Genomic DNA, 20469 nt, shown 5'->3' with positions numbered 1-20469 from the left:
CCTTTGTCCCCCCTTCCCATGTCATCCCCCCCACCCCCGATCCATTAGCGTTCCGAGCATTTCCGACTGGCAAAGCAGGATGCTTACCGATGCTCTTCAGCGAACTCATGGCAACGCTCTCTACCCGTGCGATCAGGCTTCAGCGCGACGAGGCCGACCTGGTCGTCGACGGCGATGACGATGCCCTCGACGACGCCCTGTGGGACGCCCTGGCGGCGCACAAGCAGGCCTTGCTGGAGATGCTCGCGGAGCAGGACAACGATTGGCTGAGCCCGGCGCTGCGCATCACGCCGGCCATGTTGCCGCTGGTCGACCTCGACCAGGCCGCCATCGACCGCATCGTCGCCACGGTGCCTGGCGGGGCGGCCAACGTGCAGGACATCTATCCCCTGGCCCCCCTGCAGGAGGGCATGCTCTACCACCATCTCGCCAGCCACGATGGCGACCCGTACATTCTGCAGGCGCAACTGCGCCTGGCCAGCGAAGCTCATCTTGAGGCGTTCGCCGAGGCGCTGGACTGGGTGATCCAGCGGCACGACATCCTGCGCACGGCATTGGTCTGGGAAAACCTGGACGAGCCGTTGCAGGTGGTCTGGCGCCGGGCGCCGCTCAACAGCGAGCGGATCGACTTCGAGGCGCAGGGGGACGCCCTGGCCCAGCTACGTGCACGCCATGACGCCAGCCACTACCGCATGAACTTGGGCCAGGCGCCGCTGCTGCGGCTGGTGCACGCCGTCGAGCCGGGCGGGCAGGTGGTGGCGCTGTTGCTGTTCCACCACACGGTGATGGACCACACTGGGCTGGACATCGTGCGCCGGGAGATCCAGGCCTGCCTGGCCGGCGAAGGCGAGCAACTGCCGGCCCCCGTGCCGTTCCGCGACCTGCTGGCCCGGGCCCGCTTGGCCCGTGATGAACGGGCCCATGAAGCGTTCTTCCGGGCAATGCTGGCGGACATCGACGAGCCGACCCTGGCCTTCGCGGTGCGCGAAGTGGGCAACCAGTCGATCGAAGAAGCACGGCTGACCCTGGCACCCTCGCTCAGCCAGCGCCTGCGCACCCAGGCGCGCCTGTTGGGGGTGAGCCCGGCCAGTGTCATGCACCTGGGCTTGGCGCGCCTGCTGGGGGCGCTGTCCGGGCGAGCGTCGGTGGTGTTCGGCAGCGTGCTGCTCGGGCGCATGGCGGCCGGCGAGGGCAGCGAGCAGGCGCTGGGGATGTTCATCAACACCTTGCCGTTGCGCGTCGACCTGGGCGGGCAGGGTGTGCGCGAGGGGTTGCTGGCCACGCATCGCGTGCTCACCGCCCTGCTGGGCCACGAGCAGGCGCCGTTGGCCTTGGCGCAGCGTTGCAGCGGCGTGGTCGCGCCGACGCCGTTGTTTAACAGCATGGTCAACTACCGGCACAGCGCCGCGGGCGATGCCGCCGAGGTGATCGCGGTAGCGCCGGGGGTCGATGTGGTCGGTGCCGAGGAGCGGACCAACTATCCATTGAGCCTGGCGGTCGATGACCTTGGGGAGGACTTGCGCCTGACCGTCCAGGCGCTTGCCGCCTGGGGGGCCGAGCGCTTGTGCGAGCAGTTGGAGCAGGTCTTCGAAAGCCTGGTCGAGGCGCTCGAAGGCGAGCCGGACTTGCCATTGCTGCGCCTGCCAGTGCTGACAGCGGGGGAGCGCCAGCACCTGTTGGTGGACTGCAATGCCACGGCGGTGGCCCATGACCTGGACCTGCCGCTGCACGCCTTGTTCGAGCACCGGGCGCAGGCACAGCCGCAGGCCATCGCGGTCCAGGCCGAAGACGGGCAACTGACCTATGGCCAGCTCAACGAGCAGGCCAACCGCCTGGCCCACCACCTGATCGGGCTGGGTGTGAAGCCGGACGACCGCGTGGCGATCTGTGTCGAGCGCGGGCCTTCCTTGCTCGTCGGTTTGCTGGCCATCCTCAAGGCCGGCGGCGCCTATGTGCCGGTCGACCCGGCCTATCCGGGCGAACGCATCCGCCACATGCTTGACGACAGCGCGCCGGTCGCGGTGCTGGTGCACGCTGCCACGCGTGCCGTTGCAGGGACCACCGAGGTACCGAGGGTCGACCTCGATCAGCCGACCTGGGGCGCCTTGCCAGGGCGCAATCCCTTGGTGCCTGAGCTGACGCCGCGCAGCCTGGCCTATGTGATCTACACCTCCGGCTCCACCGGCGTGCCCAAGGGCGTGATGGTCGAGCACCGCAACGTGGTCAACCTGGTGCACTGGAGCGCCGGGTTGTTCCCGGCCGAGGGGGCTGTGCTGCACAAGACCCCGGTGAGCTTCGACGCCTCGGTGTGGGAGCTGTTCTGGCCGCTGTGCAGTGGGCTGCGCCTGGTGCTGGCGCGCCCGGATGGGCAGCGCGATCCGCAGTACCTGGTCGAGTTGATCGAACAGCAGCAAGTCGCTGTGGTGCAGTTCGTGCCGGCGCTGCTGCAGCAATTCCTCGAACAGGCGGGCAGTGCGCGTTGCGCTTCCCTCACCGATATCGTCTGTGGCGGTGGCGAGCTGACCGAGGCGCTGGCCCGCCTGATGCGCGAGCGCCTGCCGCAGGTACGGCTGCACAACGTCTACGGCCCGACCGAGACCACGGTGGACTGCAGCGTGTGGACCCTGGAACCGCAGGATCCGCTGCCACCAGGCCCGCTGCCGATTGGTCGGCCGATCGACAACACCCGGCTGTACGTGCTGGACAGTGCCGACCAGCCATTGCCCTGGGGCGTCGCCGGGCACCTGCATATTGGCGGGGCCGGGGTGACGCGCGGTTACCTGGGTTTGCCGGAACAGCAGGCCGAGCGCTTCATCGCCAGCCCGTTCGTCAAGGGTGAACGCCTGTACCGCAGTGGCGACTTGGTACGCCAGCGCGAGGACGGCGTCCTCGAGTTCCTTGGCCGCACCGACCAGCAGATCAAACTGCATGGCCTGCGCATCGAACCCGGTGAGATCGAGATGGCCCTGAATGCCGTCGCAGGTGTACGCGAAGCGCTGGCGCTGGTGCACGCGCATCCGCACAGCGGCCCGCGCCTGGTGGCCTACTACTGCGGCGTGGAGCACCCCGCCGAGCACCTGCGTGACGCCCTGCTGGAGCATGTGCCGGAGTACATGGTGCCCGCGTTGTTCATGCATCTGGATGCCATGCCGCTGTCCCCCAACGGCAAGCTCGACCGCAACGCATTGCCGGCACCGGAGGCGCAAACGCGACAGTACGAGGCGCCCATGGGCGAGGCTGAGCAACGGCTGGCGGCCATCTGGTCGGACCTGTTGGGTGTGCAGCGCATAGGGCGGCATGACAATTTCTTCGAGCTGGGCGGGCATTCGCTGCTGGCGGTAAGGCTGGTGGAGCGGATGCGCCAGCAGGCGTTGCATGCCGATGTGCGCGTCCTGTTTGGCCGGCCCACCGTGGCAGCGCTGGCCGCCGCAGTGGGCGGGCAGGCGCCCGTCACGGTGCCGGACAACCTCATCCCCGCGAACTGCGCACGCATCACCCCGGCCATGCTGCCCCTGGCCAGCCTCGACCAGAGCGCCATCGATACGCTGCTGATGCGCATCCCTGGTGGTGTGGCCAATGTCCAGGACATCTACGGTCTGGCCCCGCTGCAACAGGGCATCCTCTACCACCACCTGGCCAGCGAAGGCGCCGACCCCTATGTGGTGCAGGCGCGCTTCGCCTTCGCCGGGCAGGCCGCGCTGGACGCATTTGTGGTGGCGTTGAACCGGGTCATCGCCCGCCATGACATCCTGCGCACCAGCGTGCACTGGCAGGGCTTGGAGGAAGCCGTGCAGGTGGTCTGGCGCGAGGCGCCGCTGCTGCTGACTGCTGCGCTGGAGGTGCCACGCCTGGATCTGGGACGCGCGCCGCTGATGCGCCTGAGCAGTCATGTCGAGGGCGACCGCCTGGAGGCCACCCTGCTGCTGCACCACATCCTGCTCGACCACACGGCCGTGGAGCAGCTGGTGACCGAGGTTGGGGCCCTGCTGCAGGGGCGGGACGACTTGCCACCGAGCATTGCCTACCGCAGTTACGTCGCCCAGGCGCGACTGGGCGTGGACCGTGAGGGTGATGAAGCCCTGTTTAGCGAGCTGCTGGGCGATATCGACGAGCCGACCGAAGTGTACGGCCTGCGCGAGGTCTCGGTCGGCAACCGGCCGGTGAGCGACAGCCGCCTGCCTGTGGCATCGACCCTGGCCGCCCGCCTGCGCGAGCAGGCCAGGGCGCTGGGGATCAGTGTCGCCAGCCTGGTGCACCAGGCCTGGGGCCAGGTGCTGGCGCAACTCTCCGGCCGCGAAGAGGTGGTGTTCGGCACCGTGCTGCTCGGCCGCCTGCAGGGTGGCGAGGGCGCCGACCGGGCGCTGGGCATGTTCATCAACACCTTGCCGCTGCGGGTCAGTGTCGGTGCCGGTGGCGTGGCCGATGGCGTGCGCCTGACCCATGAACGCCTGGCGCACCTGCTGGCCCATGAGCAGGCGTCGCTGGCGCTGGCCCAGCGCTGCAGTGGCGTGCCGGCCTCGCTGGCGTTGTTCACCAGCCTGCTGAACTACCGCCACAGCGCGGGGCAGCCGGCCCAGGGGCCGGTGTGGCAGGGCATCGAGTTGCTGGAGGCGCAGGAACGCAGCAACTATCCCCTGGTGGTCAGTGTCGATGACTTCGGCAGTGATTTGCGCTTGACGGTTCAGGCGGTGGCGCCGGTGGCGGGCGATCAGGTCTGCCAACTGCTGCACCTGGCCCTGGAACAGCTGGTCACGGCGCTTGAACAGGCGCCGTCGACCGCCTTGCACAGCCTGCATGGCGTACCGGCAGCCGAGCGTGATCGCGTGCTGCACCGGTTCAATGCCACGCTACGTGACTATCCTCGCGTCCAGCCGCTGCACCGGCTGTTCGAAGAGCATGCCTTGCGCACGCCGCAAGCGTTGGCGGTGGTGCATGGGCAGCAACGCTGGTGCTATGCCCAGCTCGAGGCCCAGGCCAATCGCCTGGCCCATTGCCTGGTCGAGCATGGCGTGCAACCTGGCGACCGGGTGGCCTTGCTGCTGCCCCGTTCCTTCGACCTGCTGGCGGCCCAGTTGGCCGTGAGCAAATGCGCGGCGGTGTTCGTGCCGCTGGACGGCAACGCGCCGGTCGAGCGCCAGGCGTTCATGGTCGCGGACAGCCAGGCCGTGGTGTTGCTGACCCATAACGATCAGCCGCAAATCGAGGGCGCGCGCCGGGTCGAGCTGGACCGGCTCGACCTCGGCCGTTACGCCAGCGAACCTCTGAACCTGGCGGTGGATGCCGGCAGTGCCGCGTACATCATGTACACCTCCGGCTCCACTGGCACGCCGAAAGGGGTGCAGGTGCCGCACCGGGCCATCGTGCGCCTGGCCATCAACAACGGCTTTGCCGATATCAATAACCAGGACCGGGTGGCGTTCGCCTCCAACCCGGCGTTCGACGCCAGCACCCTGGAAGTCTGGGCGCCGCTGCTCAATGGCGGCGCGGTGGTGGTGATCGACCAGGATCAGGTGCTGTCGCGCCAGGCCCTCCGAGACGCACTGCTGGCCCAGGGCGTGACCGTGCTGTGGCTGACGGCCGGGCTGTTCCACCAGTTCGCCGATGACCTGCTACCGGCGTTCCGCAGGCTGCGCTACCTGATGGTCGGCGGTGATGTGTTGGACCCGGCAGTCATCGCCCGCGTGCTGCGTGACGGCGCGCCGCAACACCTGCTCAACGGTTACGGCCCGACCGAAGCCACCACGTTCAGCACCACCCACGAAATCGTCAGCGTGGGAGAGGGCAGCATCCCCATCGGCAAGCCGATCGGCAACGCCCGTTGCTATGTGCTCGATGCCCGTCGGCAGTTGCTGCCGGTGGGCGCGGTGGGCGAGCTGTACATTGCCGGTGACGGCGTGGCCCTGGGCTACCTGGGCCAGCCCGAGCTGACCGCCGAGCGTTTCCTGGCCGACCCGTTCCACGGCGGGACCATGTACCGCAGCGGTGACCTGGCCTGCTGGCAGGCGGACGGCACCCTGCGCTACCTGGGCCGCGCCGACCAGCAGGTCAAACTGCGTGGTTTCCGTATCGAACTGGGCGAGATCGAGGCGCGTTTGGCGGCGTGCACAGGTGTGCGTGACGTGGCCGTGGTGCTGCGCGAGGACGCCCCGGGCGACAAGCGCCTGGTGGCTTATTTCACTGGCCATGAAGCAATCGCCGAGTTGCACCAGCAACTGCAAGGCCAACTGCCGGACTACATGCTGCCGTCGGCGTATGTACAACTGGACGCACTGCCACTGACCGCCAACGGCAAGCTCGACCGCCGTGCATTGCCGCAACCAGATAGCGCGTCCGTGGTCAGCCGCGCCTTCGAGGCACCCCAGGGTGAGGTGGAAACCGCCCTGGCGGCGATCTGGGCCGAGTTGCTCAAGGTCGAGCGGGTCGGCCGCCACGACCACTTCTTCGAACTCGGCGGCCACTCGCTGCTGGCGGTGAGCCTGATCGAGCGCATGCGCAAGGCCGGGCTCACCGCCGACGTGCGCGTGCTGTTCGCCCAGCCGACCCTGGCCGCGCTGGCCGCTGCCGTGGGCAGTGGTCGTGAGGTCGAGGTGCCGGCCAATCGGGTGCCTGAAGGGGCCACCCATATCACCCCGGACATGCTCAGCCTGATCGACCTCGACCAGGTGGCTATTGATCGCATCGTCGCCACGGTGCAGGGCGGCGCGGCCAACGTGCAGGAGATCTACCCGCTGGCGCCATTGCAGGAGGGCATCCTCTACCACCACCTGAGTGCCGAGCAAGGCGACCCCTACCTGTTGCAGTCGCGGCTGGCGTTCGACAGCCTGGCGCGCCTGCAGACTTGGGCCAAGGCCCTGCAACAGGTCATCGCGCGGCATGACATCCTGCGCACGTCGGTGGTGTGGGAGGGGCTGGCGCAGCCGGTGCAGGTGGTCTGGCGCGAAGCCCGGCTGGACACTGTCGCGGTCACCGGGCTGGGCGAAGAGGCGGTGATCGAGCAACTGCAGGCGCGTTTCGATGCTCGCCAGCAGCGCCTGGACCTGTCGCGGGCGCCGCTGTTGCGGCTGGTCTATGCCGAGGATCCACGCCATGGCGAATGGGTGGCGATCCTGCAATTCCACCACCTGACCCTGGACCACGCGGCCATGGCCGTGGTCGGCGAGGAAATGCAGGCACTGCTCGATGGCCGGAGCGCCAACTTGCCGACCGCGGTGCCGTATCGCAACTACGTCGCCCAAGTGTGCCTCGGTGATGACGCGGCCCGCCATGAGGCGTTCTTCCGTGAGCAGCTTGGCGATATCGACGAGCCGACCTTGCCGTTCGGCCTGGCCGATGTACAGGGCGACGGCGGTCGCATCGAACACGCCGGATTGACCCTGGAGCCTGCGTTGGCCATGGTGCTGCGCGCGCAAGCCCGCGCACGTGGGGTCAGCGCCGCCAGCCTGGTGCACTTGGCCTGGGCCCGCGTGGTGGGCGTGTTGGCCGGGCGGCATGACGTGGTGTTCGGTACCGTGCTGATGGGCCGCCTGCAAGGTGGCGAAGGTGCCGACCGGGCGTTGGGCATGTTCATCAATACCTTGCCGTTGCGGGTGGAGACCTCGCAACCGCTGGAGCAGGCGTTGCAGGCCACTCACCAGCGCTTGTCGGCGCTGCTCGGGCATGAACACGCACCGTTGGCGTTGGCCCAGCGTTGCAGCGGTGTGCCAGCCTCGGCGCCGCTGTTCAGCGCCTTGCTCAACTATCGCCACAGCGCAGGGGCGGTCGCCCGCGACGGCGAGGGCATCTGGCAAGGCGTGCGGCTGCTGGGCGGCGAGGAGCGCAGCAACTACCCGCTGACCTTGAGCGTGGACGACCTGGGCGAGGGCTTCGGCCTGAGCGTGCTGGCCGTCGAGGGCATCGATGCCGCCCAGGTCGCGACCGGGATGGTCAATGTGCTGGCCCGCCTGGTACAGGCGCTGGAACATGCCCCAAGGCAGGCGCTCGACCAGGTGGCGATGCTCGATGACAAAGCGTTGCGCCAGGTGCTGGTGGACTTCAACGCTACCGCCAGGGCCTATCCCCAGGGGCAGACCGTGCATGCGATGGTCGAGGCCTGTGCCGTGGCGGCGCCCGAGGCGTTGGCGGTGGTGCAAGGTGAGCGGCGGATGAGCTACGGCGAGCTGAACCTGTGCGCCAACCGCCTGGCCCATCATCTGATCGAGCACGGCGTTACCTGTGGCGACCGGGTGGCACTGTGCCTAGAGCGGGGCCCGCAACGGCTGGTGGCCATGCTCGCCGCGCTCAAGGCTGGTGCCGCCTATGTACCGGTCGATCCGAGCTATCCGGCCGACCGTATCGCCTACCTGCTTAGCGATAGCAGGCCAGCGTTGGTACTGGTCGAGTCGACCACCGCAGCGTTGGTGGGCGAGGTGTCGGCCGTCAATCTGGATGGCGGCGCCTGGTTCGATGAGCGCGACAGCAACCCCGTCGTAGCGGGGCTGGACGACCGTCAGCTGGCCTATGTGATCTACACCTCGGGTTCCACCGGCCAGCCCAAGGGCGTGATGGTCGAGCACCGCACCCTGGCCAACCTGCTGCACTGGCACCGCGAAGCCTTCGCGTTGCAGGCGGGCAGCCATACCTCAAGCGTCGCCGGGTTCGGCTTCGACGCCATGGCTTTCGAGGTCTGGCCGGCGCTGTGCAGCGGGGCAGCGCTGCACTTGCCACCGGCTCATATTGCCGGTGAGCACGTGGACGAGCTGCTCGACTGGTGGCTGGAGCAGCCGTTGCAGGTCAGCTTCCTGCCCACGCCTGTGGCCGAGCAGGCACTGCGCCGCGAGCGTCAGCACCCGACCCTGCGCACGCTGCTGGTGGGCGGTGACCGCCTGCGCCAGTTCGACCGCGACCCAGGTTTCGCCCTGGTCAACAACTACGGCCCGACCGAAACCACGGTGGTGGCGACAGCCGGTACGGTGGTTCCAGGCGGGGCGCTGCATATTGGCAAACCCATCGCCAACCTGCGGGCCTATGTGCTGGACGCGCACCGCCAGCCGGTGCCGGTGGGCGTGATCGGCGAGCTGTACATTGGCGGCGCCCAGGTTGCCCGAGGCTACTTCAACCGTCCCGACCTGACCGAGGAGCGCTTCCTCGCCGATCCGTTCAGTGACGAGCCGGGGGCGCGGATGTATCGCAGCGGCGATCTGGTGCGCTGGAACGCCGACGGCACCTTGGATTACCAGGGGCGCAACGACGACCAGGTGAAGGTTCGCGGTGTGCGGGTGGAGTTGGGTGAGATCGAAGCGGCGCTGAAGGCCCAACCGGGCATTGCCGACGCCGTAGTGCTGGTGCGCAACGAACGCCTGCTGGCCTGGTTCACCGAGGTGGCGCCGGTCGATGTCGAGGCTCTGCGCCAAGGCCTGCAATCCTGCCTGCCGGCGCACCTGGTGCCTCAGGCCTTCACGCGCCTGGACGCCATGCCGCTGACCCCTCACGGCAAGCTCGACCGCAAGGCGCTGCCGGAACCTATGCTCCAGGCGCAGCAGGCCTATGTCGCGCCAGCGGGCGAAACCGAGGCCGCGATGGCGGCAATCTGGGCCGAGGTGCTGGGCGTTGAGCAGGTGGGGCGGCACGACAACTTCTTCGAACTGGGCGGCCATTCGCTGCTGGCCGTGAGCCTTACCGCGCGCTTGCGGCAGGCGGGCGTGGACGCCGATGTGCGCACCTTGTTCGGCCAGCCGACGGTGGCGGCGCTGGCCGCCACATTGGGCCAAAGCCGTCAGGTGCAGGCCCCGGCCAATCTGATTCCCGCCGGTTGCACGCATATCACGCCAGACATGCTGCCCATGGTGACGCTGGAACAATCTGATATCGAGCGGATCGTTGCCACGGTGCCGGGTGGCGCGGCCAATGTGCAGGATATCTACCCACTGGCGCCGTTGCAGGAGGGGATTCTCTACCACCACCTCAGTTCGCCGGAGCACGACCCCTACGTGCTGCAATCGCGCATTGCCTTCGACAGCCCGGCGCGCCTGCACGTATTTGCCGACGCGCTGCGCCAAGCCATCGCCCGGCATGACGTGCTACGCACCTCGGTGCTGTGGGATGGCTTGCCGCAGCCGGTACAGGTGGTCTGGCGCGAGGCCGCGTTGCAGGTCGCACCGCTCGACGCGCAGCGCACGCAGTCCCTCGATATCGGGCAGGCACCGCTGATTCGCCTGCTCCATGGCCCGGCGACGGGCAATCAGCGCATCGAAGCGCTGTTGCAGTTCCACCATATCGTCCTCGACCACACCGCATTGGAGGTGATCGGCCAGGAGCTGCTGGGCTACTTGCAAGGGGCTGGCACACCGCTCCAGGCGCCGGTGCCTTATCGCAACTACGTGGCCCAGGCGCGCCTGGGCGTCAGCCAGGCCGAGCACGAGGCGTTCTTCCGCGCGCAACTGGGCGATATCGACGAGCCGACCCTGCCGTTCGGCCTGGGCGATGTGCAAGGTGACGGCCTGGGTATCGAGGAGGCGCAGCTGTGGCTGGATGACGCCCTGGCCGCGCAACTGCGCCACCAGGCGCGGCGCCTGGGCATCAGCGTCGCCAGCCTGTTCCACCTGGCCTATGCACGCCTGCTGGCCGCGGTCAGCGGCACCGACCGCGTGGTGTTCGGCACCGTGCTGCTGGGGCGCCTGGAAGCGGGCGAGGGCGCCGAGCGCGCCCTGGGCATGTTCATCAATACCTTGCCGCTGCGCCTGGACCTGGCAGGGCTGACGCTCGAAGAGGCCGTGCGCCAGACCCAGCAACGCCTCAGCGCGCTGCTGGTGCACGAACACGCCTCGCTGGCCCTGGCCCAGCGTTGCAGTGGCGTGGCCGCGCCGGCACCGCTGTTCAGCGCCATGCTCAATTACCGCCACGGCAGTGAGGTGGACGAGGCGCGGCGCCTGGAATGGGAGGGGGTCGAGTTCCTCGATGGCCAGGAGCGCAGCAACTACCCGCTGAGCCTGAGCGTGGACGACATGGGTGAAAGGCTGCGCCTGGTGGCCATGGCCCCGGCGTCGGTGGGCGCCGCACGGATCTGCGCGCAACTGCGGCAGGTGCTGCAGGCCCTGGCCGAAGGCCTGGATGCGCAGCCCCGGCAGGCGTTGCTGCACGTACCGGTGCTGTTGCCCGAGGAGCGTGAGCATCTGCATCAGGCGTGCAACGCGACCGTACGAGACCACGATCTGACGCAGCCTCTGCATGCGCTGTTTGAACGGCAGGTCGAGCGCCATCCTGAAGCGATTGCCGTGCAGGCGGATGGTGCCCAGCTAAGCTATCGCCAGCTCAATGAACAAGCCAACCGTTTGGCCCATCACCTGATTGCGCTCGGGGTAAAACCCGATGATCGGGTGGCGATCTGTGTCGAACGAGGCCTGTCGCTGGTGGTTGGTCTGCTGGCCATTCTCAAGGCGGGTGGCGCCTATGTGCCGGTCGATCCGGATTATCCGGCCGAGCGCATCAGCCACATGCTCGGCGACAGCCAGCCACGGGCGGTACTGGTGCAGGGGGCTACCCGAGCCCTGGTGGTATCGCCGACGACGCTGGTCGACCTGGATCAGCCGACCTGGGCGGCGCTGCCGGCCAGCAACCCGCAGGTGCCTGGCCTGACTTCGGATCACCTGGCCTATGTGATCTACACCTCTGGCTCCACCGGCGTGCCCAAGGGCGTGATGGTCGAGCACCGCAACGTGGTGAACCTGGTGCACTGGAGTGCCGGGCTGTTCCCGGTAGACGGCGCCGTGCTGCACAAGACCCCGGTGAGTTTCGACGCCTCGGTGTGGGAGCTGTTCTGGCCGCTGTGCAGCGGGTTGCGCCTGGTGCTGGCGCGCCCGGATGGGCAGCGCGATCCGCAGTACCTGGTCGAGCTGATCGAGCAACAACGGGTCGGTGTGGTGCAGTTTGTGCCGGCGCTGTTGCAGCAGTTCCTTGAGCAGGCGGGCAGCGCCCGTTGCTCCAGCCTCACCGACATTGTCTGCGGTGGCGGCGAACTGACCGAGGCGTTGGCCCGCCAGGTACGTGAACGCCTGCCGCAGGTGCGGCTGCACAACGTCTACGGCCCGACCGAGACCACGGTGGATTGCAGTGCCTGGATCCTGGAGCCGCAGGATCCGCTGCCGTCCGGTGCGCTGCCGATCGGCCGGCCGATCGACAATACGCGGCTGTACGTGCTGGATACGCATGATCAGCCGGTGCCATTCGGTGTGGCCGGCCAGTTGCACATCGGCGGTGTCGGGGTGACGCGCGGTTACCTCGGCTTGCCGGAGCAACAGGCCGAGCGCTTCATTGCCAGCCCGTTCGTCGAAGGCGACCGTCTGTACCGCAGTGGCGACTTGGTGCGTCAGCGCCAGGACGGCGTGTTGGAGTTCCTCGGCCGCACCGACCACCAGATCAAGCTGCGTGGCCTGCGCATCGAACCGGGTGAGATCGAGACCTGCCTGAACCGGATCGCGGGTGTACGCGAAGCGCTGGTGCTGGTGCACGAGCACCCGCACAGCGGCCCGCGCCTGGTGGCGTACCACACCGGCGAGCCACAGGCCGCCGATCACCTGCGGGCTGTTTTGCTGGCGCAGTTGCCGGAATACATGGTGCCGGCGCTATTCATTCACCTCGACGCGATGCCGTTGACCCCCAACGGTAAGCCTGATCGCAAGGCGCTGCCGGTGCCGGACGTGCAAGGGCGCGAGTACGAAGCACCGCAGGGCGAGACCGAGCGCTTGCTGGCCGATATCTGGGCGCAGTTGCTGGGTGTCGAGCAAGTAGGCCGGCACGACAACTTCTTCGAACTGGGTGGCCACTCGCTGCTGGCCGTGAGCCTGACCGCGCGCCTGCGCCAGGCCGGCCTGCAAGCTGATGTGCGCACAGTGTTCGGCCAGCCGACGGTGGCGGCGCTGGCAGCCACCCTGGGCCACAGCCGCCAGGTGCAGGTGCCAGCGAATCTGATCCCGGCCGATTGCACCTACATCACGCCGGACATGCTGCCCCTGGTGGAACTGGAGCAGGCCGCCATCGAGCGTATCGTCGCCACAGTGCTGGGTGGCGCGGCCAACGTGCAGGATATCTACCCGCTGGCGCCGTTGCAGGAGGGCATTCTCTACCACCACCTCAGCGCGCCGGAGCACGATCCCTATGTGCTCGGCTCACGCATGGCCTTCGCCAGCCGTGAACGGTTGGAAGCCTTCGTCGATGCCCTGAACAAGGTCATCGGCCGGCATGACGTGCTGCGCACCTCGGTACTCTGGGAAGGGCTGCCGCAAGCGGTGCAGGTAGTCTGGCGGCGCACGGCGCTGGCGGTATTCGAAGTGGCCGACGAGGCTGCGTTGGCACACGGCTTGCCGTTGGCGCAGGCGCCACTGGTGCGCCTGTACCACTGGCAAGACCCGAACGGGCCCGGCCTGCTGGCGGCGATAAGACTGCACCATATCGTCCTCGACCATGTGGCGATGGAAGTGATCGGCCGCGAGCTGACCGGCTACCTGCAAGGGGCACCGGTGCCGGTTGAGCCCGGCGTACCGTATCGCAACTACGTGGCCCAGGCCTGCTTGGGGGCTGATATTCCAGCGCAAGAGGCGCTGTTCCGGACACTGCTGGGCGATATCGACGAACCGACGCAGGTGTTCGGCCTGCGCGATGTGCGCGGCGATGGCGGCCAGGTGCACGACCACCATCACGTGCTCGATATCGCCCTGGCACAACGCTTGCGCACACAGGCCAGGGTACTGGGGATCAGCGTCGCCAGCCTGGTGCACCAGGCCTGGGGCCAGGTGCTGGCGCAGTTGTCCGGCCGCGAAGAGGTGGTGTTCGGCACCGTGCTGCTGGGCCGTCTTGAAGGCGGCGAAGGGGCCGAGCAGGCCCTGGGCATGTTCATCAACACCTTGCCGCTGCGGGTCAGCGTCAATGCCGCCGGCGTGGCCGATGGCGTGCGCCTGACCCACCAGCGCCTGGCACAACTGTTGACCCATGAGCAGGCGTCGCTGGCGTTGGCCCAGCGCTGCAGTGGCGTGCCGGCCTCGCAGGCGCTGTTCACCAGCCTGCTGAACTACCGCCACAGCGCCGCCGCCAGTACCGAGCAGCACGAAGCCTGGGTGGGCATCGAGCTGCTGACCGCCCACGAACGCACCAACTACCCGTTGGTGGTCAGTGTCGACGACCTGGGCAGCGGCTTCTCTCTGACCGTGCAGGCCGTGGCGCAAGTGGATGGCACGTTGGTCTGCCAACTGCTGCTGGCCGCCCTGGCACAGCTGGCCCAGGCGTTGGAAGATGCGCCCGTGACGCCATTGCATAACCTGGTCGCGTTGCCTGCGGTTGAGCGTGAGCGGGTGCTGCGCCAGTTCAACCACACCCGACGCGACTACCCGCGTGACAGGGCTGTGCATGCGTTGTTCGAGGCGCACGCCGAATTGAGCCCCGAGGCGCTGGCAGTCATCCATGGCGAGCGCCGCTGGAGCTATCGCGCGCTTGACCAGCACGCCAATCGACTGGCGGGCTATCTGCTGGAGCTGGGCGTGCAGGCTGGTGATCGGGTGGCCTTGCTGCTGCCGCGATCCTTTGACCTGCTGGCGGCCCAGTTGGCCGTGAGCAAATGCGCGGCGGTGTTCGTGCCGCTGGACGGCAATGCGCCGGTCGAACGCCAGGCGTTCATGGTCGCGGACAGCCAGGCCGTGGTGTTGCTGACCCATAACGATCAGCCGCAAGTCGAGGGCGTGCGCCGGGTCGAGCTGGACCGGCTCGACCTCGGCCGTTACGCCAGCGAACCTCTGAACCTGGCGGTGGATGCCGGCAGTGCCGCGTACATCATGTACACCTCCGGCTCCACTGGCACGCCGAAAGGGGTGCAGGTGCCGCACCGGGCCATCGTGCGCCTGGCCATCAACAACGGCTTTGCCGATTTCAACAGCCAGGACCGGGTGGCGTTCGCCTCCAACCCGGCGTTCGACGCCAGTACCCTGGAAGTCTGGGCGCCGCTGCTCAATGGCGGCGCGGTGGTGGTGATCGACCAGGACCAGGTGCTGTCGCGCCAGGCCCTCCGAGACGCACTGCTGGCCCAGGGCGTGACCGTGCTGTGGCTGACGGCCGGGCTGTTCCACCAGTTCGCCGATGACCTGCTGCCGGCGTTCCGCAGGCTGCGCTACCTGATGGTCGGCGGTGATGTGCTGGACCCGGCAGTCATCGCCCGCGTGCTGCGTGACGGCGCGCCGCAACACCTGCTCAACGGTTACGGCCCGACCGAAGCCACCACGTTCAGCACCACCCACGAAATCGTCAGCGTGGGAGAGGGCAGCATCCCCATCGGCAAGCCGATCGGCAACGCCCGTTGCTATGTGCTCGATGCCCGTCGGCAGTTGCTGCCGGTGGGCGCGGTGGGCGAGCTGTACATTGCCGGTGACGGCGTGGCCCTGGGCTACCTGGGCCAGCCCGAGCTAACCGCCGAGCGTTTCCTGGCCGACCCGTTCCACGGCGGGACCATGTACCGCAGCGGTGACCTGGCCTGCTGGCAGGCGGACGGCACCCTGCGCTACCTGGGGCGCGCCGACCAGCAGGTCAAACTGCGTGGTTTCCGTATCGAACTGGGCGAGATCGAGGCACGTTTGGCGGCGTGCGCGGGTGTCCGCGACGTGGCCGTGGTGCTGCGCGAGGACAGCCCGGGCGACAAGCGCCTGGTGGCCTACTTCACTGGCCAACAGGCGATCGCCGAACTGCATCAGCAACTGCAAGGCCAATTGCCGGACTACATGCTGCCGTCGGCGTATGTACAACTGGACGCACTGCCACTGACCGCCAACGGCAAGCTCGACCGCCGTGCATTGCCGCAACCAGATAGCGCGTCCGTGGTCAGCCGCGCCTTCGAGGCACCCCAGGGTGAGGTGGAAACCGCCCTGGCGGCGATCTGGGCCGAGTTGCTCAAGGTCGAGCGGGTCGGCCGCCACGACCACTTCTTCGAACTCGGCGGCCACTCGCTGCTGGCGGTGAGCCTGATCGAGCGCATGCGCAAGGCCGGGCTCACCGCCGACGTGCGCGTGCTGTTCGCCCAGCCGACCCTGGCCGCGCTGGCCGCGGCCGTTGGCAGTGGTCGTGAGGTCGAGGTGCCGGCCAATCGGGTGCCTGAAGGGGCCACCCATATCACCCCGGACATGCTCAGCCTGATCGACCTCGACCAGGTGGCTATTGATCGCATCGTCGCCACGGTGCAGGGCGGCGCGGCCAACGTGCAGGAGATCTACCCGCTGGCGCCATTGCAGGAGGGCATCCTCTACCACCACCTGAGCGCCGAGCAAGGCGACCCCTACCTGTTGCAGTCGCGGCTGGCGTTCGATGACCTGACACGGCTGCAGGCGTGCGCCGCTGTCCTGCAACAGGTCATCGACCGCCACGATATCCTGCGCACCTCGGTGGTGTGGGAAGGTCTGGACGAGCCGGTGCAGGTGGTCTGGCGTCAGGCCAGGCTCGAGGTGAACGAGGTCACCGGGCTGGGCGAGACGGCCGTGGTCGAGCACCTGCAGGCGCACTTCGATGCCCGTCGCCAGCGCCTGGACCTGACCCGTGCGCCGTTGCTGCGCCTGACCTATGCCGCGGACCCGGCCCAGCGCCGGGTGGTGGCGATCCTGCATTTCCACCACCTGGCCCTGGACCACACGGCGATGGAGGTGATCGTTCACGAGATGCAGGCATTGCTGGCCGGCCGTGGGCACCTGCTGACGGCCCCGGTGCCTTACCGCAACTATGTGGCCCAGGTGCGCCTGGGCGCCGCCGAGGCCGGGCACGAGGCGTTCTTCCGCGACTTGCTGGGGGATATCGACGCGCCGACCCTGCCCATGGGCCTGGCCGACGTGCAGGGCGACGGCGGCGATATCGAAGAGGCGCGGCAGCTGCTCGAACCGGCGCTGGCGCGCCGGGTGCGCGAGCAGGCACGACAGCGCGGCGTCAGTGCCGCGAGCCTGATGCACCTGGCCTGGGCCCGCGTGGTGGGGGTGCTGGCCGGGCGGCATGACGTGGTGTTCGGCACCGTGCTGATGGGGCGCCTGCAAGGCGGCGAGGGCGCCGACCGGGCGCTTGGGGTGTTCATCAACACGTTGCCGCTGCGCATCGAGACGGCGGTGGGCGCCAGCGCGGCAGTCGCGGTCACCCACCAGCGGCTGTCGGCGTTGCTCGGCCACGAGCATGCGTCGCTGGCACTGGCCCAGCGTTGCAGCGGCGTGGCGGCCTCGGCGCCGTTGTTCAGCGCCTTGCTCAATTACCGCCACACGGCGGCAGGCGCGGCGACCGATGTCGACAGTTTCCACGGCATCTACCAGCTCGGTGGTGAAGAGCGCAGCAACTACCCGCTGACCTTGAGCGTGGACGACCTGGGCGAGGGCTTCAGCCTGAGCGTGCTGGCCCAGCAGGGTATCGGCGCCGAACGGGTCGCGGGCTGGATGACCGGCGCGCTGACGCAACTGGTCGAGGCCCTGGAGCAAGGCGGTGGGGCCCAGGTCGATGCACTGCCGATCCTCGACGCTAACGAACAGCACCGGGTGCTGGAGGGCTTCAATGCCACCGGCAAGGCCTACCCGCAGGGGCAGACCGTGCATGCGCAGGTCGAGGCCTTTGCCAGCGCGGCGCCGCAAGCACTGGCGCTGGTGCAGGGTGAACAGCGTCTGAGCTACGGCGAGCTGAACCTGCGCGCCAACCGCCTGGCCCATCATCTGATCAAGCGCGGCGTCCTGCGTGGCGACCGGGTGGCGCTGTGCCTTGAGCGGGGGCCGCAACGGCTGGTGGCCATGCTCGCCGCGCTCAAGGCCGGTGCCGCCTATGTGCCGGTCGACCCGGCCTATCCGGCCGACCGTATCGCTTACCTGCTGAGCGATAGCAGGCCAGCGCTGGTGCTGGTCGAGTCGACCACCACCGCGTTGGTGGGCGAGGTGGCGACCGTGGCACTGGACGGCAAGGCCTGGCGCGGTGAAGCGGACAGCAACCCTGTCGTGGCGGGGCTGGATGACCGTCAGCTGGCCTATGTGATCTACACCTCGGGTTCCACCGGCCAGCCCAAGGGCGTGATGGTCGAGCACCGCACGCTGGCCAACCTGGTGCATTGGCACTGCGATACCTTTGAACTGGGGGCGGGCGGCCATACCTCCAGCGTCGCGGGTTTCGGTTTCGATGCCATGGCCTGGGAGGCTTGGCCAGCGCTGTGCGCCGGGGCGGTGCTGCACTTGCCCCCTGCCCATATCGGCGGCGAGCACGTGGACGAACTGCTCGACTGGTGGCTGGAGCAGCCGTTGCAGGTCAGCTTCCTGCCTACGCCGGTAGCCGAGCAGGCGCTGCGTCGCGAGCGTCAGCACCCGACCCTGCGCACGCTGCTGGTGGGCGGTGACCGCCTGCGCCAGTTCGACCGCGACCCAGGTTTCGCCCTGGTCAACAACTACGGCCCGACCGAAACCACGGTGGTGGCGACTTCCGGGCACCTGCAACCAGGCGGTGTGCTGCATATCGGCAAGCCAACCGCCAACACCCGCGCCTATGTGCTGGACGAACACCGCCAGCCTGTACCGGTGGGTGTGATCGGCGAGCTGTACATTGGCGGCGCCCAGGTTGCCCGAGGCTACTTCAACCGTCCCGACCTGACCGAGGAGCGCTTCCTCGCCGATCCGTTCAGTGACGAGCCGGGGGCGCGGATGTATCGCAGCGGCGACCTGGTGCGCTGGAACGCCGACGGCACCTTGGATTACCAGGGGCGCAACGACGACCAGGTGAAGGTTCGCGGTGTGCGGGTGGAGTTGGGTGAGATCGAAGCGGCGCTGAAGGCCCAACCGGGCGTTACCGATGCCGTGGTGCTGGTGCGCAACGAACGCCTGCTGGCCTGGTTCACCGAGGTGGCGCCGGTCGATGTCGAGGCTCTGCGGCAAGGACTGCAATCCTGCCTGCCGGCGCACCTGGTGCCACAGGCCTTCACGCGCCTGGATGCCATGCCGCTGACCCCTCACGGCAAGCTCGACCGCAAGGCGCTGCCGGAACCTTTGCTCCAGGCGCAGCAGGCCTATGTCGCGCCAGCGGGCGAAACCGAGGCCGCGATGGCGGCAATCTGGGCCGAGGTGCTGGGCGTTGAGCAGGTGGGGCGGCACGACAACTTCTTCGAACTGGGCGGCCATTCGCTGCTGGCCGTGAGCCTTACCGCGCGCTTGCGGCAGGCGGGCCTGGTAGCCGACGTGCGCACGCTGTTCGGCCAGCCGACCGTGGCGGCGCTGGCGGCCACGCTCGGCCAGAACCGTCGGGTGCAGGTGCCGGCCAATCTGATTCCGGCCGGTTGCATGCAAATTACGTCGGACATGCTGCCGTTGGTGGCGCTGGAACAATCCGATATCGAGCGGATCGTTGCCACGGTGCCGGGTGGCGCGGCCAACGTGCAGGACATCTACCCACTGGCGCCGTTGCAGGAGGGGATTCTCTACCACCACCTCAGTTCGCCGGAGCACGACCCCTACGTGCTGGTCTCGCAAATGGCCTTTGCCAGCCTTGAGCGGCTGAATGCCTTTGCCGAGGCACTGGACAAGGTCATCGCCCGTCACGACGCCTTGCGCACCTCGGTGCTGTGGGACGGCCTGCCGCAGCCGGTGCAGGTGGTCTGGCGCCAGGCCCGGCTTGCGCTGTACGCCGTGGCCGACGCGCAGGCGGTGCCCCATGCCCTGGGGCTGGCACAGGCACCGCTGGTGCGCCTGTACCATTGGCCGGCCCCGCAGGGCCCAGGCCTGCTGGCGACCTTGCAGTTCCACCATATCGTCCTCGACCACACCGCCCTGGAGGTGATCGGCCAGGAACTGGTGAACAACCTGCAAGGCCTGCCGCTGCCGACCGAGCCCGGCGCGCCGTACCGCAACTATGTGGCCCAGGCGCGCCTGGGCATCAGCCAGGCCGAGCACGAGGCGTTCTTCCGTGCGCAACTGGGCGATATCGACGAGCCGACCTTGCCGTTCGGCCTGGGCGATGTGCAGATCGACGGCCAGGCCATCGAAGAGGCGCAGCTGTGGCTGGATGACGCCTTGGCCGCGCGCCTGCGACGCCAGGCCCGCCAGCTGGGCATCAGCGTCGCCAGCCTGTTCCACTTGGCCTATGCACGGCTGCTGGCCGCCGCCAGTGGCCGCGACAGCGTGGTGTTCGGCACCGTGTTGCTGGGGCGCCTGGAAGGCGGTGAAGGTGCCGAGCAGGCGCTGGGCATGTTCATCAACACCTTGCCGTTGCGCCTGGACCTGGCGGGCCTGAGCCTGCACGAAGCGGCCCAGGCCGCCCAGCAGCGCCTGAGCGGCGTGCTGGTGCACGAGCACGCCTCGCTGGCCCTGGCCCAGCGTTGCAGCGGCGTGGCCGCGCCGGCGCCGCTGTTCAGCGCCATGCTCAACTACCGCCACGGCAGCCAGGCGAGCGAGACCAAGCGCCTGGCCCTGCAGGGCATCGAGACGCTGGAGAGCAGCGAGCGCAGCAACTACCCGCTGAGCCTCAGCG

The 20469-nt window shown here is 68.3% G+C and carries 1 protein-coding gene (cut by a window edge); it reads left to right on the top strand.

The window, feature by feature from the left end; all coding sequences use genetic code 11:
• Nucleotides 1–89: 89 nt before the first annotated feature.
• Nucleotides 90–20469: the 5' portion of a non-ribosomal peptide synthase/polyketide synthase gene (locus tag IM733_RS07810; RefSeq protein ID WP_248920323.1), read on the top strand. The gene runs 5108 nt beyond the window's last position; only the first 20380 of its 25488 coding nucleotides appear in the window; its start codon is at nt 90–92; the stop codon falls past the right edge of the window.

It is taken from the genome of Pseudomonas entomophila (assembly GCF_023277925.1).
Taxonomy (GTDB): Bacteria; Pseudomonadota; Gammaproteobacteria; order Pseudomonadales; family Pseudomonadaceae; genus Aquipseudomonas; species Aquipseudomonas entomophila_D.
Note: the sequence above shows the minus strand (reverse complement) of the source record. Positions and strands in the feature narration are given on the sequence as shown.